Annotated in this window: 27 protein-coding genes and 1 pseudogene; 19 read left to right on the top strand and 9 right to left on the bottom strand. The window is 62.5% G+C overall.

Going from position 1 to position 20,562, the window contains the following annotated elements; translation table 11 throughout:
- The 3 genes and pseudogenes from fruF to DF200_RS02340 all read left to right on the top strand — a co-directional run bounded on the left by fruF (position 1) and on the right by DF200_RS02340 (position 3,753).
- Positions 1 to 1,074 carry a fructose ABC transporter permease FruF gene (gene fruF / locus DF200_RS02330; RefSeq protein WP_109136683.1) on the top strand — a complete coding sequence of 358 codons (1,074 nt, stop codon included), beginning with the start codon at positions 1 to 3 and terminating at the stop codon, positions 1,072 to 1,074.
- Positions 1,071 to 2,090: a fructose ABC transporter permease FruG gene (gene fruG, locus DF200_RS02335; RefSeq protein WP_109136684.1), complete on the top strand. Its 1,020-nt coding sequence runs from the start codon at positions 1,071 to 1,073 to the stop codon at positions 2,088 to 2,090. Before fruF ends, fruG begins: the two co-directional genes overlap by 4 nt.
- A gap of 350 nt (positions 2,091 to 2,440) precedes the next feature.
- A pseudogene (locus DF200_RS02340) lies at positions 2,441 to 3,753 on the top strand (MFS transporter).
- 81 nt (positions 3,754 to 3,834) lie between these two features.
- On the opposite strand, the gene DF200_RS02345 reads toward DF200_RS02340, so the two are convergent.
- Positions 3,835 to 4,875 carry a threonine aldolase family protein gene (locus DF200_RS02345; protein WP_109136756.1) on the bottom strand — a complete coding sequence of 347 codons (1,041 nt, stop codon included), beginning with the start codon at positions 4,873 to 4,875 and terminating at the stop codon, positions 3,835 to 3,837.
- 206 nt (positions 4,876 to 5,081) lie between these two features.
- Here DF200_RS02345 and DF200_RS02350 point away from each other — a divergent pair, with 206 nt between their 5' ends.
- Both DF200_RS02350 and DF200_RS02355 read left to right on the top strand, forming a co-directional pair.
- Positions 5,082 to 6,290, top strand: coding sequence for an aminotransferase class I/II-fold pyridoxal phosphate-dependent enzyme (locus DF200_RS02350; protein ID WP_170112468.1), 1,209 nt, complete (start codon positions 5,082 to 5,084; stop codon positions 6,288 to 6,290).
- 69 nt (positions 6,291 to 6,359) lie between these two features.
- Positions 6,360 to 7,343, top strand: a complete 984-nt coding sequence (locus DF200_RS02355; protein WP_109136685.1) for a D-2-hydroxyacid dehydrogenase — start codon at positions 6,360 to 6,362, stop codon at positions 7,341 to 7,343.
- 90 nt (positions 7,344 to 7,433) lie between these two features.
- Here DF200_RS02355 and DF200_RS02360 read toward each other — a convergent pair whose 3' ends face one another.
- Positions 7,434 to 8,114, bottom strand: a complete 681-nt coding sequence (locus DF200_RS02360; RefSeq protein ID WP_109136686.1) for a methionine ABC transporter permease — start codon at positions 8,112 to 8,114, stop codon at positions 7,434 to 7,436.
- Between the two features lies 1 nt (position 8,115).
- Positions 8,116 to 8,898 (bottom strand): methionine ABC transporter ATP-binding protein, encoded by a 783-nt coding sequence (locus DF200_RS02365; RefSeq protein ID WP_109136687.1) that lies wholly within the window; start codon positions 8,896 to 8,898, stop codon positions 8,116 to 8,118.
- A gap of 226 nt (positions 8,899 to 9,124) precedes the next feature.
- On the opposite strand from DF200_RS02365, the gene DF200_RS02370 reads away from it, so the two are divergent.
- Positions 9,125 to 10,378, top strand: coding sequence for a tyrosine-type recombinase/integrase (locus tag DF200_RS02370; protein WP_109136688.1), 1,254 nt, complete (start codon positions 9,125 to 9,127; stop codon positions 10,376 to 10,378).
- Between the two features lie 65 nt (positions 10,379 to 10,443).
- Here DF200_RS02370 and DF200_RS02375 read toward each other — a convergent pair whose 3' ends face one another.
- Complete coding sequence (locus DF200_RS02375) at positions 10,444 to 10,854, bottom strand: type II toxin-antitoxin system HicB family antitoxin (RefSeq protein ID WP_109136689.1); 411 nt, start codon at positions 10,852 to 10,854, stop codon at positions 10,444 to 10,446.
- Positions 10,851 to 11,048: a type II toxin-antitoxin system HicA family toxin gene (locus DF200_RS02380; RefSeq protein ID WP_109136690.1), complete on the bottom strand. Its 198-nt coding sequence runs from the start codon at positions 11,046 to 11,048 to the stop codon at positions 10,851 to 10,853. Before DF200_RS02380 ends, DF200_RS02375 begins: the two co-directional genes overlap by 4 nt.
- Positions 11,049 to 11,190: 142 nt before the next feature.
- Here DF200_RS02380 and DF200_RS10640 point away from each other — a divergent pair, with 142 nt between their 5' ends.
- On the top strand, positions 11,191 to 11,376 hold the full coding sequence (locus DF200_RS10640; RefSeq protein ID WP_146191986.1) for a hypothetical protein: 186 nt from the start codon (positions 11,191 to 11,193) through the stop codon (positions 11,374 to 11,376).
- A 136-nt stretch (positions 11,377 to 11,512) separates the two neighbouring features.
- Here the strand turns inward: DF200_RS10640 and DF200_RS02385 are convergent, their stop codons facing one another.
- Complete coding sequence (locus DF200_RS02385; RefSeq protein WP_109136691.1) at positions 11,513 to 11,920, bottom strand: M78 family metallopeptidase domain-containing protein; 408 nt, start codon at positions 11,918 to 11,920, stop codon at positions 11,513 to 11,515.
- A gap of 35 nt (positions 11,921 to 11,955) precedes the next feature.
- Between DF200_RS02385 and DF200_RS02390 the strand changes: the two genes are divergently transcribed.
- Positions 11,956 to 12,621: a DUF3800 domain-containing protein gene (locus DF200_RS02390; protein WP_109136692.1), complete on the top strand. Its 666-nt coding sequence runs from the start codon at positions 11,956 to 11,958 to the stop codon at positions 12,619 to 12,621.
- Between the two features lie 65 nt (positions 12,622 to 12,686).
- Here the strand turns inward: DF200_RS02390 and DF200_RS02395 are convergent, their stop codons facing one another.
- The 3 genes from DF200_RS02395 to DF200_RS02405 form a co-directional block, all read right to left on the bottom strand.
- Positions 12,687 to 13,034, bottom strand: coding sequence for a virulence RhuM family protein (locus tag DF200_RS02395; RefSeq protein ID WP_109136693.1), 348 nt, complete (start codon positions 13,032 to 13,034; stop codon positions 12,687 to 12,689).
- 104 nt (positions 13,035 to 13,138) lie between these two features.
- Positions 13,139 to 14,125 carry an Abi family protein gene (locus tag DF200_RS02400; RefSeq protein ID WP_109136694.1) on the bottom strand — a complete coding sequence of 329 codons (987 nt, stop codon included), beginning with the start codon at positions 14,123 to 14,125 and terminating at the stop codon, positions 13,139 to 13,141.
- Between the two features lie 73 nt (positions 14,126 to 14,198).
- Positions 14,199 to 14,645 carry a helix-turn-helix domain-containing protein gene (locus DF200_RS02405; protein WP_158275751.1) on the bottom strand — a complete coding sequence of 149 codons (447 nt, stop codon included), beginning with the start codon at positions 14,643 to 14,645 and terminating at the stop codon, positions 14,199 to 14,201.
- A 93-nt stretch (positions 14,646 to 14,738) separates the two neighbouring features.
- On the opposite strand from DF200_RS02405, the gene DF200_RS02410 reads away from it, so the two are divergent.
- The 11 genes from DF200_RS02410 (at position 14,739) to DF200_RS02460 (ending at position 20,520) form a co-directional block, all read left to right on the top strand.
- On the top strand, positions 14,739 to 14,996 hold the full coding sequence (locus DF200_RS02410; RefSeq protein WP_109136696.1) for a helix-turn-helix transcriptional regulator: 258 nt from the start codon (positions 14,739 to 14,741) through the stop codon (positions 14,994 to 14,996).
- Positions 14,996 to 15,259 (top strand): hypothetical protein, encoded by a 264-nt coding sequence (locus tag DF200_RS02415; protein WP_109136697.1) that lies wholly within the window; start codon positions 14,996 to 14,998, stop codon positions 15,257 to 15,259. The genes DF200_RS02410 and DF200_RS02415 overlap by 1 nt, the downstream gene beginning before the upstream one ends.
- Positions 15,256 to 15,513: a hypothetical protein gene (locus tag DF200_RS02420; RefSeq protein WP_109136698.1), complete on the top strand. Its 258-nt coding sequence runs from the start codon at positions 15,256 to 15,258 to the stop codon at positions 15,511 to 15,513. Before DF200_RS02415 ends, DF200_RS02420 begins: the two co-directional genes overlap by 4 nt.
- Positions 15,513 to 16,157, top strand: a complete 645-nt coding sequence (locus tag DF200_RS02425; RefSeq protein WP_109136699.1) for a hypothetical protein — start codon at positions 15,513 to 15,515, stop codon at positions 16,155 to 16,157. Before DF200_RS02420 ends, DF200_RS02425 begins: the two co-directional genes overlap by 1 nt.
- Positions 16,157 to 16,399 carry a hypothetical protein gene (locus DF200_RS02430; protein WP_109136700.1) on the top strand — a complete coding sequence of 81 codons (243 nt, stop codon included), beginning with the start codon at positions 16,157 to 16,159 and terminating at the stop codon, positions 16,397 to 16,399. Before DF200_RS02425 ends, DF200_RS02430 begins: the two co-directional genes overlap by 1 nt.
- A 550-nt stretch (positions 16,400 to 16,949) precedes the next feature.
- The gene (locus DF200_RS02435) at positions 16,950 to 17,222 is read left to right on the top strand and encodes an MFS transporter (protein WP_109136701.1); all 273 of its coding nucleotides are present in this window, start codon (positions 16,950 to 16,952) and stop codon (positions 17,220 to 17,222) included.
- A complete protein-coding gene (locus DF200_RS02440) occupies positions 17,219 to 17,464 on the top strand; it encodes a hypothetical protein (RefSeq protein ID WP_241520092.1) in 246 nt (81 codons plus the stop codon). The genes DF200_RS02435 and DF200_RS02440 overlap by 4 nt, the downstream gene beginning before the upstream one ends.
- Positions 17,465 to 17,509: 45 nt before the next feature.
- Positions 17,510 to 18,040 carry a hypothetical protein gene (locus DF200_RS02445; protein ID WP_109136703.1) on the top strand — a complete coding sequence of 177 codons (531 nt, stop codon included), beginning with the start codon at positions 17,510 to 17,512 and terminating at the stop codon, positions 18,038 to 18,040.
- Between the two features lie 11 nt (positions 18,041 to 18,051).
- Entirely contained in the window at positions 18,052 to 19,011 is a 960-nt protein-coding gene (locus DF200_RS02450; RefSeq protein ID WP_158275752.1) for a YqaJ viral recombinase family nuclease, read from the top strand.
- A gap of 4 nt (positions 19,012 to 19,015) precedes the next feature.
- On the top strand, positions 19,016 to 20,071 hold the full coding sequence (locus DF200_RS02455; protein WP_109136705.1) for a recombinase RecT: 1,056 nt from the start codon (positions 19,016 to 19,018) through the stop codon (positions 20,069 to 20,071).
- Complete coding sequence (locus DF200_RS02460; protein ID WP_109136706.1) at positions 20,071 to 20,520, top strand: single-stranded DNA-binding protein; 450 nt, start codon at positions 20,071 to 20,073, stop codon at positions 20,518 to 20,520. Before DF200_RS02455 ends, DF200_RS02460 begins: the two co-directional genes overlap by 1 nt.
- Positions 20,521 to 20,562: the final 42 nt, after the last annotated feature.

Genomic DNA, 20,562 nt, shown 5'->3' on the forward strand with positions numbered 1-20,562 from the left:
ATGGCAGCAGCAGAGAAGAAGGACGACAAGAACAACGTCGTCGCCAAGCTCCTCGGCAACAACCTGACCTGGTCGGTCGTCGCACTGATCGCGCTGATCATCATCTGCACCATCGTCGACCACCAGTTCCTCAACCTCTCGTGGAACGACAACACGGGTGGTCTCGCGGGCCCGCTGATCACCATGCTTCAGGAATCCGCCCGATACCTGATGATCGCCACCGGCATGACCCTGGTCATCTCCACCGCCGGCATCGATCTGTCCGTCGGCTCCGTCATGGCCGTGGCCGGCGCCACCGCCATGCAGCTGCTGACCAACGGCACCAACGTCTGGGTCGCCATCCTTGTGGCCCTCGCCATCGGTCTGGTCATCGGTTCCGTCAACGGCGTGCTGGTCTCCATCCTCGGACTTCAGCCGTTCATCACCACCCTGATCATGATGCTCGCCGGCCGAGGCATCGCCAAGGTCATCACCTCCGGTGAGAACACCGACGCCTCCCAGGTCGCCGGCGGCGAACCCCTGCGCTGGATGGCCAACGGCTTCATCCTCGGCATCCCCGCCAACTTCGTCATCGCCCTCGTCATCGTCATCGCGGTCGGCCTGGTCTCCCGCAAGACGGCCATGGGAATGATGATCGAATCCGTCGGCATCAATCAGGAAGCCAGCCGCATGACCGGCATCAACCCCCGAAAGATCCTCTTCCTTGTCTATGCGATCTCCGGCGTTCTCGCCGCCATCGCAGGTCTGTTCGCCACCGCATCCGTGATGCGCGTCGACGTGGTCAAGACCGGTCAGGATCTCGAAATGTACGCGATTCTCGCGGTCGTCATCGGCGGCACCTCGCTGCTCGGCGGCAAGTTCTCCCTTGCGGGCAGCGCCCTCGGCGCCGTCATCATCGCGATGATTCGCAAGACCATCATCACCCTCGGTGTCGATTCGGCCGCAACCCCGGCCTTCTTCGCCGCCGTGGTCATCATCATCTGTGTGATGCAGGCTCCGAAGGTTCACAACCTGAGCGCCGAGCTGAAGCGTAAGCGCGCGCTCAAGGATTCTCAGAAGGCGGTGGCAGCATGAGTTCCGCAGCAGTGACTCCAAAGGCCGAGAAGGCCAAGGGCGGCAAGTTCGACGCCCAAATGATTCCGACGATCGCCGCCGTGGTGATCTTCATCCTGATGCTGATCATGGGTCAGGTGCTGTTCGGCACCTACTTCAGGCTCGGCTTCATCTCCTCGCTGTTCATCGACCACGCCTACCTGATCATCCTCGCCGTCGCCATGACGTTGCCGATCCTCACCGGCGGCATCGACCTGTCCGTCGGTGCCATCGTGGCCATCACGGCCGTCGTCGGCATGAAGATGCTCAACGGCGGAACCCCCGCCCCGCTGGTCCTCGTCGTCATGCTGCTCATCGGTGCCGCTTTCGGCCTGCTCGCCGGCGTGCTGATCGAGGAATTCAACATGCAGCCGTTCATCGCGACGCTGTCGACCATGTTCCTCGCCCGAGGCATCGCATCCATCATCTCCACCGACTCCCTGACCATGCCGGCCAACAACGGCTATGCGTGGATCGGCGGCGAAGGCTGGAAGATCATCGACAATCCGAAGATCGCCAACGATCTGAGCATCAACCTCGGTGTGATCATCGCGATCGTCGTGGTCGTGTTCGGCTACATCCTGCTGCATCACACCCGCACCGGACGCACGATCTACGCCATCGGCGGCTCCCGTTCCTCGGCCGAGCTCATGGGTCTGCCGGTCAAGCGCACGCAGTACGTCATCTACCTGACGTCCGCCACGCTCGCCGCGCTGGCCTCCATCGTCTACACCGCCAACATCGGTTCCGCGAAGAACACGGTGGGTGTCGGCTGGGAGCTCGACGCCGTCGCCTCCGTCGTCATCGGCGGTACGATCATCACCGGCGGCTTCGGTTACGTGCTTGGCTCCGTGCTGGGTGCCCTGGTCCGCTCCATCCTTGAGCCGCTGACCACCGACTTCGGCGTTCCCGCCGAGGCCGTGCAGATCGTGGTCGGCGTGATGATCCTCATCTTCGTTGTCCTTCAGCGTGCGGTCACCGCATTCAAGAAGGAATAGCAACGGTTCATTTCCCTCCTTCGGAGAGGCCCGTCGGGATTTCCCGGCGGGCCTCTTTGCCGTTGACGGGGCGACGATTCGCGCCACTGACGAGTGGCTTGCGCCGGTCGAGGCCGACGAGGTGACGGCGTTGGAGGGAATATGATGTGTCATACGATTCGGCGAATAACTGTCCATTATCTGAGCAAATATCTCATTGTTGTCTCATAGGGTACAAGATGGTGACAGCCTCCAAGAGGGAAGCCAAAGCTCCGCATCGTCGCCGGGCGTCGTGATGCGGAACGCCAACCGCCGACCGCATCCGGAGCCGGGCCGCGATGCACTTCATGTGAGAGAAAGACATAACCATCATGTCAACCACAACGGCATCACTGTCCGGCTCCAAGACGGTAAAGAAGGATTCCGTCGCCGAGATCATCGCAGCGTCCATGGTCGGCACCGCCATCGAGTTCTATGACAACTACTGCTATTCCATCGCCGCGGCGAGCTACTTCGGCCTGATCTTCTTTACGGACGTCGCCAAATCCAACCCCGCCATCGCCACGCTCATGGCATTCGTCACCTTCGCCGTCTCGTTCCTCGCCCGACCGTTCGGCTCCATGCTGTTCGGCCACTTCGGCGACAAGCTCGGACGAAAGAAGACGCTTGTCGTGGCCCTCATGACCATGGGCATCTCCACGTTCCTCGTCGGCGTGCTTCCGGGCTACGAACAGATCGGCGTCTGGTCTGTCGTCATCCTGTGCCTCTGCCGCGCATGCCAAGGTGTCGGTCTTGCCGGCGAATGGTCCGGCGCCGCGCTCGTGGCCACGGAGAACGCGCCCGCCGACAAGCGCGCCCTCTACGGATCGTTCCCGAACCTCGGTGCGCCCATCGGATTCTTCTGCGCCTACGGCATCAACCTGCTGCTCACCACGCATCTGAGCAAGGACCAGATGATTGCCTTCGGATGGCGCATCCCGTTCCTCATGTCCGCGATCCTCGTCATCATCGGTCTGTATGTGCGTGCCCGCATGAGCGAAACCCCGGTCTTCCGTAAGGCCTCCGAGGAGAAGCGCACCTCCAGGCATCCGCTTACCGATCTCCTTCCCTACTGGAAGCAGGTGCTGCTTGGCACGGTCGCCATGGGCATCACCTACACGCTGTTCTACATCCTCGGCACATGGTCGCTCAGCTATGGCGTCTCGGGTCTTGGATTCAGCCAGCCCGAGTATCTCGCCATGCAGATGGTGTCGGTGTTCTTCTTCGCCGCGTTCATCGTCGTGGGATGCCTGCAGGCCGACAAACTCGGCCGCAAGAAGGTGCTGATCGCCACCACGGCCGTCACGCTGGTGTTCAGTTTCTTCGCCCCGGCGCTGCTCCAGCACGACGCCATGCGCATCATGTTGTTCCTCTGCCTCGGCTTCGTGCTCATGGGAGGCCTGTTCGGTCCCTCCGGCGCCTACCTGCCCGAGCTGTTCCCGATGCACGTGCGGTATTCCGGCGCCGCCTGAGCTATAACCTCGCGGCCATCTTCGGTGGTGCGTTCGCCCCGTCGCTGGCCACCTGGCTCGTGAGCACCTACGGCATCATGTCCGTCGGCTGGTACATGGCCGCAATGAGCGCCGTCGCGCTTATCGCGTTGCTGCTGATCAAGGAAAGCAAGAACATGGACTACAGCAAGTAGCCAGCGATTGGCGGCCGTGCGTCAGCTCGACGCTTTGACCATGGGGAGTCTCCCAGAGGGGGACTCCCCATTTGCATATGGTCAGATGAGTTCCAGCAGCGCGTCCACGTCCTGCGGCCGGGTCGCCCAGCTGGTGGCGAATCGAACGATGGTGTGGTCGTCGTCGTATTTCTCCCAGAAACTAAACGATACGTCCTTCCGCAGGCGGCTCAGCGTCGCGTCGTCGAGGATAAGGAACTGCTGGTTGGTAGGGGAGTCGTACAAACGCCGATACCCCTTTTCCGTGAAGCCCCGTCTGATCCGCATCGCCTGCTCGACGCCGTTTCTGGCGATGTCCACATACAGACCATCGGTGAACAACGTGTTGAACTGCAAACCCAGGAGCCATCCCTTGGCCAACAGGGCGCCGTTGAGCTTGATCTGTGTGAAGAAGCCGTCTATGCCGAACCCGTCGCGACGGTGCGGTCTGGTGACGACCACGGCCTCCCCGAACAACGCTCCGACCTTGGTGCCACCGATGTAGAACACGTCGCAGCATTCCGCAATTGTTTTCAGCGTCACGTCGGTGCCCTCCGCCGCAAGACCGTATCCAAGCCGTGCGCCGTCGAGGTACAGGGGTATGCCGTGATCGTGACAGACCGCACTGATGGCATGCAGTTCGGTCGAGGAGTACAGTGTGCCGAATTCCGTGGGATGGGAAACATATACCATGCCGGGTCTGACCATATGGTCGTGGTTCTCGTCTTGTTCGAAGGCGTCGAGGTACGAGCGCAGATCGTCCGCATCGATTCGGCCTTCATGATGGGGGAGCGTGAGTACCTTGTGCCCGCTCGATTCGATTGCGCCGGCCTCGTGGACGCTGATGTGGCCGCTTTCCGCGGAGACGACGCCTTCGAATGGACGGAGTGTGGAATCGATGACCGTGCGGTTGGTCTGCGTGCCGCCTACGAGGAACCGCACCTCCGCATCCGGGGTGCCGCATTCCATGCGTATGCGTTGCACCGCGTGCTCGCAGACGTCGTCAAGTCCATATCCCGTATGCTCCCGGCCGTTGTCTTCGCATAGGGCTTCGAGAACGCGGGGATGCGCTCCCACCAGATAGTCGTTGTCGAAATGCAGCATGATGCGGCTCCCCCCGTCGTGAACATGAATCGTGAATTCCCTCGGCATCGTAAATCGTCGATGGTTTTATCGCACAGTATATTCCCGAGATTTCAGATTTTGAAATAATGTCCTACATATAGGGATGCATGTTCCGTGAGGGTGATGGGACAGCATGGCGTTATGATGCTACGGGAAGCATTCGTTTAACCAATGAGGGATCCGACATGAACCACCAGCCGCCGAGGATGTCGATACGCGCAGAACGATCGGAGCCGTTCCGGGCCATGGCGTTCGGCGCCAGGGCGGACCGGCTCGCCGCACAGGGGTGCGACGTGATCAAACTCTGTCTGGGCGAGCCGGATTTCGGGGCGCCCCGGGCCGTGCGACGGGCCATGGCCGGGTTGATGGACGGCCGTGCGCTGCCCTATACCGCGACATTCGGCATTCCCCGGTTGCGAGAGGCGATCAGCGGGTTCTACAGGGACCGTCACGGTCTGGACGTCGACCCGCACCGCATATGCGTGACCTGCGGCGGTTCCGAAGGACTGCTGCTCGCCACGGCGCTCACCGTGGATCCGGGGGACAAGGTCCTCGTGGCGGACCCTTCGTATCCCTGCAACCGTGAACTGGTGCGGACGTTCGGCGGCACCGTGGTCGACGTGCCGACCAATGCCGGGACGCGATACCATCTCGATCTCGACGGCGTTCGACGGCATTGGGATGATGCGGTAGCGGCCGTTATGATCACATCCCCGTCGAATCCGACGGGCACGTGCATCCCGTTCGACACAATGGATGCGGTCTGCGGCTATGCGCGCGAGCATGGCGCGTGGCGGATCGTGGACGAGACGTATCTCGACCTCGCCGATGTCGATGCCATGGGGAGGCCTGTAGTACGATCGGTGCTGGCCTGCGATCCGGATGCCATCACCGTCAACAGCTTCTCCAAGTACTTCGGCATGACCGGCTGGCGTCTCGGTTGGCTCGTCCTGCCGGAACGACTGCTGGAGGCGGCCGACAATCTGGCCATGAACTATCTGCTGTGCGCCCCGACCCCGGTGCAATACGCTGCATTGGAGTGCTTCACTCCGGAATCATATGCGGAATGCGACGCCCGGCGTCGTGAATTCCTGGCCAGGCGCGCGGTGGTGACCGAGGGTCTGGATCGTATCGGGCTGCCGTTGGAGGTGCGGCCTACCGGGGCGTTCTACGCGTATTTCGACATCAGCTCCACGGGGATGGATTCCTGGACGTTCTGTGAGCGGCTTCTGGAGGAATATCACGTGGCGCTCACGCCGGGAAGGGACTTCGCCGTGGCCACGGCGGACACGCATGTGAGGCTGTCCTACGCCGCCTCCCGTGATGCGTTGAACGAGGGCCTGCGCAGAATCGGACGGTTCTGCGATGACGTGCGGACGAGTCGTCCGGCATGATCCGTGGCATATCGGGACCCCGGTATGTGCAACTACGATATGAACCGACATCGATGAAAGAGGATGGCAATGAACGATGCACCGACAGCCGATCGGCTGATAATCAACTGCCTGCCGCTCACCGCCGATGAGCGCCGACGTTTCGTGGACGCCGCCGCCGGGGTGAGACAGGAATTCGTCGGGGACGATTCCATGCGAGACCAGATGGCCTGGCCGGCCGGCGTCCCAGAGGGGATGCGCCCCCATGCCACGGCGCTCATCGGCAATGTGCCTCCGGACGGCATGGGCGACTATACTCGGTTGGAATGGCTGCAGACGTGGAGCGCTGGCGTCGACCGGTATCTGGCTCCCGGCGTGCTGCCGAACCACGTCCAGGTGACCAACGCCACCGGTGCCTACGGGCAGAGCGTAGCCGAGCATCTGTTCGCCATGATGTGGTCGTTGATGAAGAATCTGCCGCAATACCGCGACCGGCAGCGTGCGCACGAATGGAGGGACGCGGGTCCGGCGTTGTCGCCCAAGGGACTGACCGTGCTGGTCATCGGCACGGGCGATATCGGATCCACCTTCGCGACAATGGTGAAGGGCGTGGGCGCCCACACCCTTGGAGTGCGCCGTGACCCGAACAAGCCGGCGGAGGGCATCGACTCCATGTTCGGCTTCGACGCGCTGGACGTGCTGCTCACCAAGGCCGATGTGGTGGCCATCACCGTGCCGTCCTCCCCGAAGACGCATCACCTCCTCGACGCCCACCGATTCGACTTGCTCAAGACCGGTTCGATCGTGCTCAACGCCGGCCGCGGCGACGTCATCGATCCGGCGGCGCTGCACGACGCCATGGGAAGGCTCAGGGGCGTAGGCCTCGATGTCACGGAACCGGAGCCACTGCCCGCCGAAGACCCGCTGTGGGACGAGCCGCGCTGCCTGATCACGCCGCATGTCGCCGGAGGCAATCATCTCGGCATCACCGTGGAGCGCATCATTGAGATAGCGTTGGACAACGTGGCGAACTATGCGCATGGCAGACCATTGCATAATCTCGTACATCGCTGATCGCGCGGCGGATGAAAAAGGACGGCCGTGGCGGATTCCAGTTCCGCCAGGGCCGTCCTTTTCCGTATAAATGATGCCTTTCGGTTCTCGTCACCGGGAATGATGGTCGATCCGGCGCGCAAGCACGTTGCCGAGGCTCTGGAAGATCTGGACGAGAATCACGCACAGCACCACGGAAACCACCATGACGTCATACTGGTAGCGCTGGTAGCCGTAACGGATGGCAATGTCGCCAAGACCACCGGCACCCACGGTGCCGGCCATGGCCGAATACCCGAACAGGTTGATGAACGTTATCGCCGCACCGCGGATGAGGGAGGGTAGGCTCTCGAACAGCAGCACCTTGGTGACGATGGCCCAGGAGCCCGCGCCGAAGCTCTGAGCTGCCTCGACGAGATCCCCATCCACTTCGGCGAGGCTTTGCTCCACCATGCGTCCGACGAACGGAGCCGCCGAGACCACCAACGGCACGATGGCACCCTGCACGCCAAGCGAGGTGCCCATGATGAGTCTGGTCAGGGGGATCAACGCCACCAGCAGGATGATGAACGGGATGGAGCGTCCGATGTTCACGATCCATCCAAGCACGGCATGAAGAATCCTATGCGGCCAGATCGCCTTCGGTGCGCTGATGGTCAGCAGCACGCCCAACGGCACGCCGATCACATACGCCAGAAAGGTGGAGACCGTGGTCATCACCAAGGTGTCCCACGTGCCGTCCAGCAGCAGTTCCCCGTATTCGCCGAGAAATTCCTGAATCGTCGCGATCATGCTATCTCACCTCACTGATGCCGGTATCGGCCCGTCGCGTGTTCTGGGCGTCGGCGCTTGCGATGAGCGCCTTGAGGATATCGCTCTGCGGGTTGGCGAACAATTCCTCGGTCCTGCCGCTCTCCACAATGCGACCGCCGTCGATCATGGCGACGCGGTCGCAGATGCTGCGTGCCACCGACAGCGAATGCGTGATGACGACCAGGGTCACGTCCATCTCGCGGTTGATACGTCGCAGCAGGTCGAGGATCTGTACGGTAGTGGTCGAATCAAGGGCGCTGGTCGCCTCGTCGCACAGCATGATCGAAGGTTTGTTCGCCAATGCGCGTGCTATGGCCACACGTTGCTGCTGGCCTCCGGAAAGCTGGCTCGGGTAACGGTCGCCGTATCCGGAAAGCCCCACCATATCCAGAAGCCTTTCCGCCCGGGCGGTGCGTTCGGCCTTTGACACGTGGTTGAGCTCCAGCGGGAACGTGACGTTGCGCAGCACCGTTCTCTGCTGGAAGAGGCTGAAATTCTGGAAGATCATGCCTATGGAGGCGCGAAGCGCGGCGAGTCGTGCCCCTGTCGCGTCGGTCACGTCCTCGCCGTCGATGACGACGCGTCCCTTCGTGGGGCGCTCCAGCAGGTTGATACAGCGTACGAGGGTCGATTTGCCTGCGCCCGACGAGCCGAGAATGCCGAAGACCTCGCCCTTGGCGATGTCGAGGCTGATGTCGTGCAGCACCTCATGGGCCTCGGGCCCCTCGCCGTAGCTTTTATGAAGATGGTCGAATTGAATCACAGTAGACAATGATAAACGAGCGTTGTGACCCTTTGAAAACGTTGTGTTTTCAACGTTTTTGATTCCGTCATGATTCGTTCGTGGTTTTTCCCCATTACCGGGGAAAGGCCGATTCGTCCACGTATCCAGCCGTTTGTGGCCCGGATAGAGTGCCTTTAGAGTGCCTTTTGACGGGCGCTTGCGGAGGGCTTCCCGGAGGCGCTCCCGAAACGAAAGGCAGGACGCCATGGCCAACGGAAGACGACGAGCGAAGGGCACGGGCAGCATCATCCACCGCAAGGACGGCTCATGGGAGTTCCGGCGCGAGATCGGCCACGACCCCGCCACCGGACGGCGCCGGTACGTCACGGCGAAGGGCCGCACGAAGGCCGCCGCACGCGAACGCTTCGAAGCGAAGATCGCGGAGATGGAACGCACCGGCGTCGCACCCGGCGGCAGGTCCCCGTATCTGAGGGACTATGCGGAACGCTGGCTCGGGGAATACCGGCCGGCGGTGAAGCCGACCACGTACAAGACGAGCGCATGCCGCATCAGGGCGTGCATGGCCGTGATCGGCGGCGTACGCATGGCGGACCTGACCGCCGACCATGTCCGCCGATGCATGCGCGTCCTGTCCGAGCGACTTTCGCCGTCGACGCTGCGGGGGCACTTCACCAGTCTGAAGATGCTGCTCGACCAGGCCGAACTCGAGGAGCTCATCCCCGTCAACCCGTGCCGCAGGGTACGGCCTCCACGCGTGGAGCCCACGGAGACGCGCATCCTATCCCCGGACGAGCCGAAACGCCTGATCGAGGCCGTGCCCGGAAGCGGCGCGGGTCCGCGTGGGCCACGGTCCACGCCGGACATGGACGAGTCGTGGATGCTGCTGTTCGAACTCGCGTTCGCGGCCGGCATGAGGGAGGGGGAGCGGTACGCGCTCATGCCGTACGAGCTGGAACGCCGCGACGGCGTGCCCGGCATCAACGTGCGCCAGCAGATCCAGCCCTATGGCCGTCCCGGCGAGGTGGAGATACCGAAATGGCTCAAGGCCGAGCACCTGTACGGCGTACTGTGGCTCACCACACCCAAGACGCGGGCGGCCCAACGGTTCGTGCCCGTGTCGGAGAGCCTATGGGGGCGGCTGTGGGCGCGCATCCGGAGGCTGAACATCGGACCGCGCGAACTCGTGTTCACCAATTCGCGGGGCAATCCCGTGAGGAACACCACGGAACGCTACCATTGGCGCAGGGCGCTCGAAGCGGCGGGGCTGCCGATGGTGACGGTGCATTCGGCACGCCACTGGACCGCCAGCATGACCGCCCGCGCCAACATGCCCGACGACGCACGCACCGCCATCATGGGCCACACCAGCATCGCCATGACCAACCACTACACCCACAGGGACGCGGCAAGCCTCGCCAAACTCCTCGGCCAGGCCATCCCCGAACTCCACGACGCCACCGACGTCGTCGACGCCGACGTCATCGACGAAGCCGCATAGACGAAACCAACAACGAAGCCCCGGCGCTCGCAAAGAGCGGCCGGGGCTGTCTTCGTGCGGGCCGGTCACGCGTTCTGCAGATCGTTGTATCGATGCTCAAGGCCTTCGCGCAGCACTTGGCTGTAGTTGATTCCCTCGCGTTCGCCGAACGTGTCGAGCCATGCGGGGATGGTCACGTTCTTGCGTACGCTTTTTTTGCCGTATTTTTCAGCGTATGCGTCCATGTCCAGGCTGATGAGGGTGACGATGCCGCCCGGTTCCTCCGGTTTCACGTCGGCGATGTTGGTGGCGTGCGGGGCGCGTCGGCCTTCCTCGAGCTCGCCGAGCACCCATCCGCTGGCCGCGTCCACGGCCATGTCGAGCGCTTCGGGCAGGTCGCGGCCCTCGGTGACAAGGCCTGGCATGTCCGGGCAGAGCACGGTGTATCCGCCGGGGACCCCAGACGGGTAGAGAACGACCGGGTAGACGAGTTTCATTTGATCCTTCTTTCGTTGATTCCGGCTTGCTTCCATATCGATTTGACGGTGAACGGCGCAAGGTCCCCGTTGTGCTTCGGGACGGTGACCCTTCCGGGCTTGTCCGGGTGCGTGTACTGGCAGTGGCTTCCGCTCTGCGAGTAGAGCCGCCATCCGTCCTTGCGGAGTATCTTCTCGATTTCCTTGAACCTCATAACATGTATGATACGCATCATGCGTATTGAAGTCAACCGGTGAGAACTTGGCGAGATGTAACATCCGGGTGCATAATTTTCCACAGCAATGCGGGTGGACGATTTTTCGAAAAGATCAATCATGTGTCGGTATAAGCATCTGATGGGAAAGGACGAGAAAGGCATCGTCGCGGATCGTTCGCTGGATCTGACTCCGTTGCTGTCCGTGATGGAGGATTCCTATGCCGACGCTTTGGATAGCGAGAAGCGCGATGGTCTGCTGAACCCGGCTCAGCATCGACGGAAGCGTGCTGAGAGGGTCAATTCGTCTCCGCAGGTCCGCAGATAATCGACGCCGTGAAGCGCAAACGCAAATAACCGTTCCTACGCCGGAAACCGCGTGATTTCAACGACATCCGGGTCTTTCCTCCCAAACCCTCCCCGGATAGTCTCCCTTTTTCTCCCTTCCATGGCGGATGTGTGTGCTATCGTCCGACGCCTTCGTATCGGAGCAGTAGCCGGTAGTCGTCGATCACGTCGACGGTGAGGTCCAGTTCGTCGGCGATCAGCCACCTGTCGCCCTCGTACATCCGTTCGGCCTGGATGTAGGCGTCGCGGTCGACGAGCAGGAGCGCGGTCTGGAGACGGCAGCGCAGTTCCCGCTGGTGGCCGATGTCGCCGTGGGCGCGGTGGACGAGCTCGTGGACGAGCGTGCAGCGTTTGCGCGTGTAGGTCATGCGACGGTCGATGATGATGACGTCACGGGCCGCATCGTATATGCCGCACAGGTCGCCGTCGAGCAGGCCGCTCGACACCTCCAATGTGGGCGCGGTCTCATAGAGCCGCATGCGCATGGGCCCGTAGTTCAGCCGGACGGGCACCGGCAGGCTCATCAATGCCCCGTCCTTGCTGTTAGAATCATCTGACTATGGAAGACGTTCTTGAATACTGGTGTTTCCTCGACGAGACGGGGACGCCCGACTATGACCCCGACAGCAAGCCGTATTTCGCGTTCGGCAGTGCCGTGTTCGAAGGCGACCACGGCGAGGAGTACATGAAGGTCCTTCATGCGCGGGCCGCGCGCACCGGAGTCCAGAGCGGGTTTCACGCGTCCCACGACAGCAGGGACACGAAGCAGTGTTTCTTCGAATGCATAGGAGGCATGACGTCCGTGCGTTTCTTCGCGACGTTCATGGCGAAGCAACGCGCATACGGCTACGTGAAGCAGCGAGGCAATCTGTGGCTGTATAAGTGGACGCTGTACAATCACACTGGGGCGCTCGTTAACGAGCTTTGGGACGGTTCGAGCCGTATCGACGTGCATCTGGTCGTCGCCAAGATCAACCTGAGCAACCGCGAGAAAGCGGTCCGTGACGCGGTCCGTGACGTGTGCGCCCAATTCGATAGGGGCCGGGTACGCGTGATCCCTCATATCTGGGATTCGAATTCCAGTGCCGGGCTTCAGATCGCGGATTACGGATTGTGGGCGATTCAACGGCATGTCTTGTCCGATGGGGCGAAAAGCGGCCATTACAAGCGGTTCATAGAAGCGAAGATGGGTGCGCCCGTCTGGTATCCGTGGGGCAGGGTCTGAGGAAACATAGAGACCGGCTATCCCCTTGCGGGGAAGAACACCCGTGGTATTCTTATCGCCGATCTTCACCGCCATGATACCCATCTCTCTCCCGACATGTCAAAAGAATCAGGCTCTTTCCCGCGGTAACCGACCGCGATGATCGCATCAAGATTGTAAAACGCGACGTGATACTGTTTGCCGTCGGCCGCAGTTGTCAAAAAATCTTTGACAACTGAATCTTTGTCGAGCTCGCCTGTGTCGAAGATGTTCTTCAGATGATAGCTGATGTTCTGCTTGGTGACGGAGAACAGGTCGGCTATGCCGTTTTGCGGCATCCAGAACGTGTCGTCGGCGTAGGTGACCTGCACTGGCACGTTGTGCCCGTCGGCCTGGTAGAGGATGATGCTGCCCTCCTGCGGTTCACTGGTCATGTCAGATGATTCCTCCTGTCAGATCGGATGGAACGGGGGCGTAGATTCTAACCGTGTCGAATTCGACACGGTTAGAATCTATCGCGCATTTAGGGTGGGGTGTCTTATGCGATGTCGTCGGTGTCGGGGTCGTGGTCTCGGATTCCTCGGAGGATGGTTCGCCAGCCGTTCGGGAACCCCATCGGGGCAAGGGGTACGGATGGCTGCTCTTCGACCATCCCTGTGAGCTGGTCGGCCAGGTCCTCCCATTCTCTCTGCCAAAGGCGTTCGTATATGCGTTTGAGTGTGATGATGGTGGGGAACGCCTTGGGGCCGTCGTATCGGGAGTCGGCCTTGAGCAGCGTTGCCTTGGTGGTCATTGCGCGGTTATAGATACGGCTGTGGTGTCCGCATAGGTTGCGGATGTAGGTCAGGTGCCGCAGCCAGCTCTTAAGCAGGAAGGGTTTGGTGCCGAAGTCCCGTGCGATGGCGCGTGAGACCGTCATGCCGTCCGGGTAAGAGGCCCGGGTGGACAGGTTGCCGTATAGCTGGGAGACCGTGCCCATCGACATGATCTCGACCGCGGCCCATATCGGAAGGTCGCCGTATTTGCGGAGGTTGTGCACCACGCACGGCACTCCATCTCGTTCGGCGCGGGCGCGTTCCCTCGCGTATCCGTTCATCGACCGGGCGTGCGCCTTGACGTTGGTGAAGAATCCGGGTGTCTGGTGTGCCAATGGTCCACATGCTCGGCCGAGATGGTAGGCGAAGGAGGTGCGCGCCTTGATTTCGATAGGGCCGATGGCGTGCCACAGCCACAAACGGAGTTTTTGGTCAAACTGGTATATGGCTTGGATGTCGGTCAGGGTGGTCCCGGGAAGGAATTTCCCGTTGTCTTCTAACGTGATCCAGTAGCCGCGCAGACGGTAGTAGTTCAGGTTCGACAGCCATGTGACGGCTTCGTCTTCGTTGTCGATGATGAGGCCGCGGCTTCTCATGCGCTGCACCTGTTCCTTGTAGGACAGGGCCGGTTTCATGGGGGAGAAAGAGAACGACCCCGCCTGGTTCGCTGCGCCGTGGGCGCTCGCGTGCGGGGTACTGTTATCAATCATGGTAAGCCGCCTTCCTGTTTTTGTCACGCGCCGAGGCGTGTCATCGTAGAGTCCTGTGTGGTTCCGTGTGTGCTTATGCGGCTTCGTCGCCGTCGCCGTATTCGATGTACGCCTGCTTCAACCCGTCCTCGCTCGCCGCCAACCCCATCGGATTCTCCCGCAACAGCCTCCTCGTCTCCTCCACCCGCGCCTCAACATCATCAGCACCCGCGATGCGGTCCGCGAGCGCGTCACCCGCACGAACGGGGGAATCTGCGGGGGTGTTGTCGATTAATTCGATAGGCCCACGTTCGTCCCTCTCGATGTAGCGCTCGGCTGACTCGATGATTTCGTGGGGGTATATTCCAAAGACCGATGAGAGTTGCGCCACTTGCATGACGTTGATGTTGCGTTCGCCTTTCAGGATTCTGATGAGTGTGCGCTCGGGTACGCCTGATTTCTGCGCGAGGTCTTTTATGGTCAAATGGGCTGCGGACCGTTCGGCCGATAGCGCCTTTGCCGTTGCTTCGTTAATGTCCATGTGGACAGTATAACCACATTGCAGCACTATAGTACTGCCCAAATGGGCGTGTCGTAGCTTGACATTGCCCATTTGGGCAGTACTATGGCAGGCATGGACATTATCGAGTATGCAAAGACGGTGGCGGACAACGTTGCCAAAGCCATGGAGAGCGCCGATCTGAGCGTTCTGGCGACCTCGGAAAAGACGGGCATCGCCCGTACGACACTGAATCGGCGGCTGGAGAATCCTGGCATCTCGCCATTCACTGTGCTGGAGCTTGCTCAAATATCTTCAGCCACCGGCGTTCCCCTCGACGTCCTGACGAAGGCCTCCGAGCGTTCTGCGCTCGCTGGCAAGGGGGTGGAGTGATGGGCGGCGTCCATTTCAGTCTCACGGTCGATGACGGTGCGGGCACGTGCATACAGCTTGCGGAGGCGGAATTCGTCCGGCGCGCGGACGGGGCCGCCCCGCAGCTCACGGTGTGCCGGCCCCCGAACCTGCTGAGCATGTACCGCACGGTCGGCGCGATGGTCGCCGAAAACATGGCGGAGGCGTTCCGGGCCGACGACGAACCCGACGACAAGACCGTCCTCCTGCGCGACTACGCGCCCGACCGGAAGGAGACTCGATGAGCGGACGAATCCAGAAGATCGAGAACGGTCTCGCGTACGTGAATGACAGCGGGCAGCGCGTGGAGCTGTTCCGCCAGCCCGGCGACGAGACGCCAGGATACCCGTTCCTATGCACGCTGCAACTCGGCATAGACCGCGGCGACGGGCCGGAGGGGCCCATGAGCATGGGGCTGGCCCGTCTCACGAAGACGGACCTGCGCAACATCCAGACCGTCATCGCCCGCATCCTCCTCGACCGGAAGGAGGCGGCGTGATGGGTTACGGCGTTTCGATGGAGCGGCTAGTGCTCACAGCGGACAGTCTCGTTGATTACCTGGTCTCGGTGCATCCCGAGCTCGCTGACCCACGACACGTGGGCCTCGATCTCGAACCGTATGGCAAGACCGTGAAGGAAAGCTGGGTTGAGTTTCCGTTGATGTTCGACGATCTGGTCGACCGTGTGCGATGCATCGAGGCGCAGTACGCGAAAACCAGCTACATGGTCGAACGTGGCGTCGACTATTGCTGCGTCTCCCGACCGAACCGCGACGGCGACATCGTCAGCAGCATGTGCGCAGTGGTTACGAAGGACGATGGTCCGGCCATCATCCTCGACCCCGACCGTCCAATCGTATACGGTCTGGTCCGCGCCAACCCGGAGCGCCCGCTTCGCGACCTCATTGGCGTCCAAAGCTATCTCGTTCGCGTGTTCTGCCAGCTCGTTGGCCGTCCCGGCTTCACGGTTGGCCGTCTCGGCCAGCTCGTTGGCACGCTGCGCGAGCTGGTTCGCCTTGCGCGTCTGGACGAGGGCGACGAGGCCGGTGACCGTGCCGAACGTTCCGCCGACGGCGCCGAGGCCGGTCCAGAACAGATTCCACCAATCCATGGCATGGATTCTACCCGCAGGGAGGTGGCGTGATGGACGTCACTGTCGATCAGGAGACGTTGAAGGACATGAGCCGTGTCCCGTTGGGGGAGCGGCTCGCATGGACGCCGGCGCAGGCCGCCCAGGTGTACTCGCTCGACTACAAGGGCCTGCTGTGGGCCATCAACAACGGCGACGTCGACACGTGCCGGCCCCCGAACAGGCTCGGCAAGCCCGGCAAACGCAAGGTCACCCGCGAGGCCATGGACCGGTGGCTGCGCTCCATGGAGGAATAGGACCTCCCGCACCGGGGGAGAAGACGGTGGCGCCATGCGCCGCGCGCTTTTGATGCAACCCCCGTGTGCGGGCGGACCGCCGCCACGGCCTACGGGAGAACCCTTGGAACAGCCAACCAACCATCAACGGTCGGCGGATCATCCCGGGCCTGGCGACGGCATCGACAAAGGACAAGTCGCTAACACCAAATAACCATAACCGAACAGCGCGGAAACGGCCGGAGGATTTTACGTACTCTCACTCTCTCCCCGGCCGGTTCCGGCACCCCTCGGGGCCGGCAGGCTGGCCCCCGGCCGAGATCCTGCGGACCATGCCGCGGGGCAAAGGCCGGGAGCGGGTTCGATTCCCGCACGGTCCACTCAGGGGCGCCGCGTCAACGCCACCCCCGGCATCGAGATCCATGCCGGGGGAACGATGGCACGGAAGACGGGGTCTACCTTTCTTCGCCCCGTCACCGACCGTGCCAGCGCGACACCCCGCCCACAAAACCAAAAAAGCCCCCGCCTTACGGCGGGAGCGAATGAAGAAAACCAAGGAAAGGATACCACGATGAACGAACAGAACCCGCCGAGACCACCACAGACGGCACAACACCTCAAGGAACGACCCACCAGCCGCCACGACGCCGCCATGATCGCCGCCGGCGTCGCCATCATCCTCCTGTCGGCCCTGCTCGCCGTCTGCGGCGTGGTCGCGTTCATATGGGCCATCTGGTTCCACCAGCACGGATACAGCCCATGGGAGGCCACGAGCCTGGCGCTCGCGTTCCTGCTCGCCAGCTCCCTGATCTGGCACTGGATCGGATGGGACGTGAGGTCATGAGCAAGGTCACGCAACTCTACTACACGCCGACGCAGGTGTCGCAGCTGGCGGGCGGCAGCCCCACCGTCAAGACGCTGGCGAAATGGCGGACCCTGGGCACGCAGTCCGGCCTGCCGTTCATCAAGCTCGGGCCGAAGCGCGAGGGCTGCAAGAACGACAACCGGCGCGTCCTCTACCCCGTCAAGACGACCGAACGGTGGCTGAAGGCCAACGGCTACCAGTCCCGGACCCTCGCGGCATAACACGCCCCGCCCTGACGCCCCCATCACAGCGAAGGAGACCGATTGATGCCCTACTCACAGCAGAAGCTCAACGAATTCTGCGCCACGCCCGCAAACGACCTCAAGGCCGCGCAACGCTCACAGGCGCTCGCCTGGAAGAGGCGGCAGATCGACGACCCGGACACGTGGCAGCGCGTCCTCGACCGGCTGGCCGCCGACGGACGGCTGAGCGTCGACGACGCCGTCGCATGGGTATTGGACCAGCACGACGAACCCGAACCCGATTCTGAAACTAATCCTGAAACTGAAACTGAAACTGATTCTGAACCCGAAGCCGGAAACAGCGAGGAAACCACCATGGAAGACAAGGCCACATTGCACACGTACGAAATCGAGTGGATGCGACACAAGCTGACCGCCGCATACAACGCGCTTTCACTCGTCGAACACACCCTCATGAACAGCGGCAACTACTCGCAGGCCAATGCCGCGCACCGCGGCATCTCCTCCATCATGCTCACGTTCAGCCACCTGCGCCTGCTCGAAACGGAACTCGCGATGAACCCCGACGAATCCGGGGAAGACGAGGCCGAATGATGGCGAAGCGGATGACCATCAAGGACACCGACGCATACATGGTGCGGCGGTTCAGGCAGCGCACGAAGGCCGCACGCCATGACGCATGGCTCAAGGCCCGCGCCGAGGGTGTGGGCGGCAGCGACATGGCCACGATCCTCGGGCTCAACCGGTACGCCACCCCATACGACCTGTGGCTGGAGAAGACCGGACGCCGGGCGCACGAGGACATCTCGGACAAGTGGAGCGTGGTCAGGGGCAACGCGTTGGAGGCCGAACTGCGCCGCCGGTTCCGCCGCCTGCACCCCGAATGGCAGGTCACCGACGGCACCGACATCGGCATCATCAGCCGCAGCCACCCCGTGCTGCACGCCTCGCTGGACGGGTTCATCTGGGATTCGGAAACGGAATCATGGGGCGTGTTGGAGATCAAGACCGCCAACGCCGGCCGGGGCCGCACCGACTGGCATGACACGGACGGGAACCTCAGGGCGCCCGGCTACTACATGGCGCAGGTCACGCACTACATGGCCGCGACCGGCTTCACCTGGGGCGTGTTCTACGCCGACATCGGCGAGGCCGAGCCGGTGGAGGTCCGCTTCGACCGCGACGAGCAGGACATCGAAACGGTCATCCACGCCGCGGAGGAGTTCTGGGGGTTCGTCACCCGCGACGAGATGCCCATGCTCACCGGCGGCGACGTCGCCAAGGCGTACCCCGAACCGTCCCAAGGCGTGGCCAGCGCCGACGACGACCCGCAGCTGCGCGAACTGTTCGCCCGCTACGCGAAGGCGCAGGAACGGCTCTCCGACGCCAAGGACGAGACGGCCACGCTCAGGGACGCCCTCATCGTCGCCATAGGCGACCGGCAGGGCATCCGCTGCGCCGGCTTCGAGGCCACGTACAAGCCGTACCACCGCAAGGCTTACGTGCGGAAGGTCGCCGAATCCAACGGCCGCACGTTCAGATTCAAGACACTCAAGGAGGACTAGACACATGGGACAGATCACGCAGGCCACGCAGGGCCGGCAGATGGTGCAGGCCGACCCGGCGCGGGACATCAGGGACATGGTGCGCAACGCCTGGCCGCAGATCGAAAAGGTCATCGGCGGCAACCTCAAGCCCGACATGCTGCTCCAGTATTGCATCAGCGCCATCAACCGGGAGCCCGCACTGAAGCAGTGCACGCCGGTCAGCGTGCTGAGCTGCTTCATGCAATGCGCCGCCCTCGGACTGAAACCCTCGAACGTGGACGGGCTCGGACAGGCGTACATCCTGCCCTACGGCAACAAGAACCACGGAGGACAGCCTGACGCGACGTTCGTGATCGGCTACAAGGGCATGCTCAAACTGCTGGAGAACAGCGGCATCTACGCGCAGCCGGTGGCCGTGTACGAGCAGGACGGAGTGAAGCTGAGGATGGACGAGAAGGGCACCCCCTTCATCGAATGCCCCGACGAGATCAACCTCGACGCCGACCACTCGCCCGAACATCTCAAGTTCGTGTTCCTGTCGATCGACCTTCCCAACGGCAGCCGGTACGCCAGCTACATGAGCCGCAAGGACCTTGAGGCCTACCGTGACCGGTACGCGCCGCGAAGCAAGTACAAGGGCAACAAGATCACCGGCCCGTGGGCGACGAACTTCGTGGAGATGGGCCTGAAGACGCTCATCCGCCGCAGCTTCAAGTACCTGCCCGTCTCCGTGGAGGCGAAGACCGCGACCACGGTCGACGAGACCACGCCCGACTACAGCAGCGTGCTGGCCCCGCAGATCGACGACGCCATGACCCCCGTCATGGACGCCACCATCGACGGACCGGAGCCGGACCCCGGCGACGATTCCACGTCGGCGGAGGATCGCGTCAACGCGAAATTGTTCGACCTGACCAACCGGTTCAAGGCCCTCGGCGTGACCGAGGAGCGGGAGGCGTGCGCGACGATCTCCAGAATCGTGGGCCGGCAGGTCCCCGGATACGCCGACATGTCGGAGGCCGAGATCGACAAGGTCCTCGACGACATGGACCACGGCACGAAGACGGGCGGTGAGTGATGGCCGTCAACATCGCGTTCAAGGGCAACGTGGGCAAGGATCCCGAGACCCACACGTTCAACAATGGCAACACCGTGACCACGTTCAGCGTGGGCGTCTCCCAGGGCTACTACGACCAGCAGCGCCAATGGGTCGACCAGGGCACCATGTGGGTCACGGTGGAATGCTCGCCGGCCGCCTCCCACGAACTGCCATGGGTGCATAAGGGCTCGAAGGTGCTCGTAACCGGCCTGCTGTCCCAACGCTTCTACACGAGGAAGGACGGCACCCAGGGCAGCGAGCTGCGCGTCTACGCGCAGGCCCTCGGATTCCTGCACCGGAAGGACGACCAGCCCCCGGCATCCGGCTTCGCCGGCGCGGACCGGGGCCAGTCGCAGCCGCAGGCGTCCGGCGCGGACCCGTGGGGCGGCGCCGGACGGGCGGACGGCTTCGGGGAGCCGGACTTCTGATGGCCGGCGAATCCCGCGAGGATGACGGACGGGACCGCGTTT

This window comes from Bifidobacterium catulorum (assembly GCF_003129925.1).
Taxonomy (GTDB): Bacteria; Actinomycetota; Actinomycetes; order Actinomycetales; family Bifidobacteriaceae; genus Galliscardovia; species Galliscardovia catulorum.

Excerpts from the sequence above, each read along its gene's own strand:
- fruG (WP_109136684.1), top strand. The coding sequence starts at position 1,071 with ATGAGTTCCGCAGCAGTGACTCCAAAGGCCGAGAAGGCCAAGGGCGGC.
- DF200_RS02385 (WP_109136691.1), bottom strand. The coding sequence starts at position 11,920 with ATGAGCCTGCCGGTGCCCGTCCGGCTGAACTACGGGCCCATGCGCATG.
- DF200_RS02410 (WP_109136696.1), top strand. The coding sequence starts at position 14,739 with ATGGACATTATCGAGTATGCAAAGACGGTGGCGGACAACGTTGCCAAA.
- DF200_RS02415 (WP_109136697.1), top strand. The coding sequence starts at position 14,996 with ATGGGCGGCGTCCATTTCAGTCTCACGGTCGATGACGGTGCGGGCACG.
- DF200_RS02455 (WP_109136705.1), top strand. The coding sequence starts at position 19,016 with ATGGGACAGATCACGCAGGCCACGCAGGGCCGGCAGATGGTGCAGGCC.
- DF200_RS02450 (WP_158275752.1), top strand. The coding sequence starts at position 18,052 with ATGACCATCAAGGACACCGACGCATACATGGTGCGGCGGTTCAGGCAG.
- DF200_RS02460 (WP_109136706.1), top strand. The coding sequence starts at position 20,071 with ATGGCCGTCAACATCGCGTTCAAGGGCAACGTGGGCAAGGATCCCGAG.
- DF200_RS02355 (WP_109136685.1), top strand. The coding sequence starts at position 6,360 with ATGAACGATGCACCGACAGCCGATCGGCTGATAATCAACTGCCTGCCG.
- DF200_RS02350 (WP_170112468.1), top strand. The coding sequence starts at position 5,082 with ATGAACCACCAGCCGCCGAGGATGTCGATACGCGCAGAACGATCGGAG.
- DF200_RS02370 (WP_109136688.1), top strand. The coding sequence starts at position 9,125 with ATGGCCAACGGAAGACGACGAGCGAAGGGCACGGGCAGCATCATCCAC.
- DF200_RS02345 (WP_109136756.1), bottom strand. The coding sequence starts at position 4,875 with ATGCTGCATTTCGACAACGACTATCTGGTGGGAGCGCATCCCCGCGTT.
- DF200_RS02400 (WP_109136694.1), bottom strand. The coding sequence starts at position 14,125 with ATGATTGATAACAGTACCCCGCACGCGAGCGCCCACGGCGCAGCGAAC.
- DF200_RS02430 (WP_109136700.1), top strand. The coding sequence starts at position 16,157 with ATGGACGTCACTGTCGATCAGGAGACGTTGAAGGACATGAGCCGTGTC.
- fruF (WP_109136683.1), top strand. The coding sequence starts at position 1 with ATGGCAGCAGCAGAGAAGAAGGACGACAAGAACAACGTCGTCGCCAAG.
- DF200_RS02435 (WP_109136701.1), top strand. The coding sequence starts at position 16,950 with ATGAACGAACAGAACCCGCCGAGACCACCACAGACGGCACAACACCTC.
- DF200_RS02420 (WP_109136698.1), top strand. The coding sequence starts at position 15,256 with ATGAGCGGACGAATCCAGAAGATCGAGAACGGTCTCGCGTACGTGAAT.
- DF200_RS02425 (WP_109136699.1), top strand. The coding sequence starts at position 15,513 with ATGGGTTACGGCGTTTCGATGGAGCGGCTAGTGCTCACAGCGGACAGT.
- DF200_RS02375 (WP_109136689.1), bottom strand. The coding sequence starts at position 10,854 with ATGAAACTCGTCTACCCGGTCGTTCTCTACCCGTCTGGGGTCCCCGGC.
- DF200_RS02390 (WP_109136692.1), top strand. The coding sequence starts at position 11,956 with ATGGAAGACGTTCTTGAATACTGGTGTTTCCTCGACGAGACGGGGACG.
- DF200_RS10640 (WP_146191986.1), top strand. The coding sequence starts at position 11,191 with ATGGGAAAGGACGAGAAAGGCATCGTCGCGGATCGTTCGCTGGATCTG.
- DF200_RS02445 (WP_109136703.1), top strand. The coding sequence starts at position 17,510 with ATGCCCTACTCACAGCAGAAGCTCAACGAATTCTGCGCCACGCCCGCA.
- DF200_RS02440 (WP_241520092.1), top strand. The coding sequence starts at position 17,219 with ATGAGCAAGGTCACGCAACTCTACTACACGCCGACGCAGGTGTCGCAG.
- DF200_RS02380 (WP_109136690.1), bottom strand. The coding sequence starts at position 11,048 with ATGAGGTTCAAGGAAATCGAGAAGATACTCCGCAAGGACGGATGGCGG.
- DF200_RS02405 (WP_158275751.1), bottom strand. The coding sequence starts at position 14,645 with ATGGACATTAACGAAGCAACGGCAAAGGCGCTATCGGCCGAACGGTCC.
- DF200_RS02395 (WP_109136693.1), bottom strand. The coding sequence starts at position 13,034 with ATGACCAGTGAACCGCAGGAGGGCAGCATCATCCTCTACCAGGCCGAC.
- DF200_RS02360 (WP_109136686.1), bottom strand. The coding sequence starts at position 8,114 with ATGATCGCGACGATTCAGGAATTTCTCGGCGAATACGGGGAACTGCTG.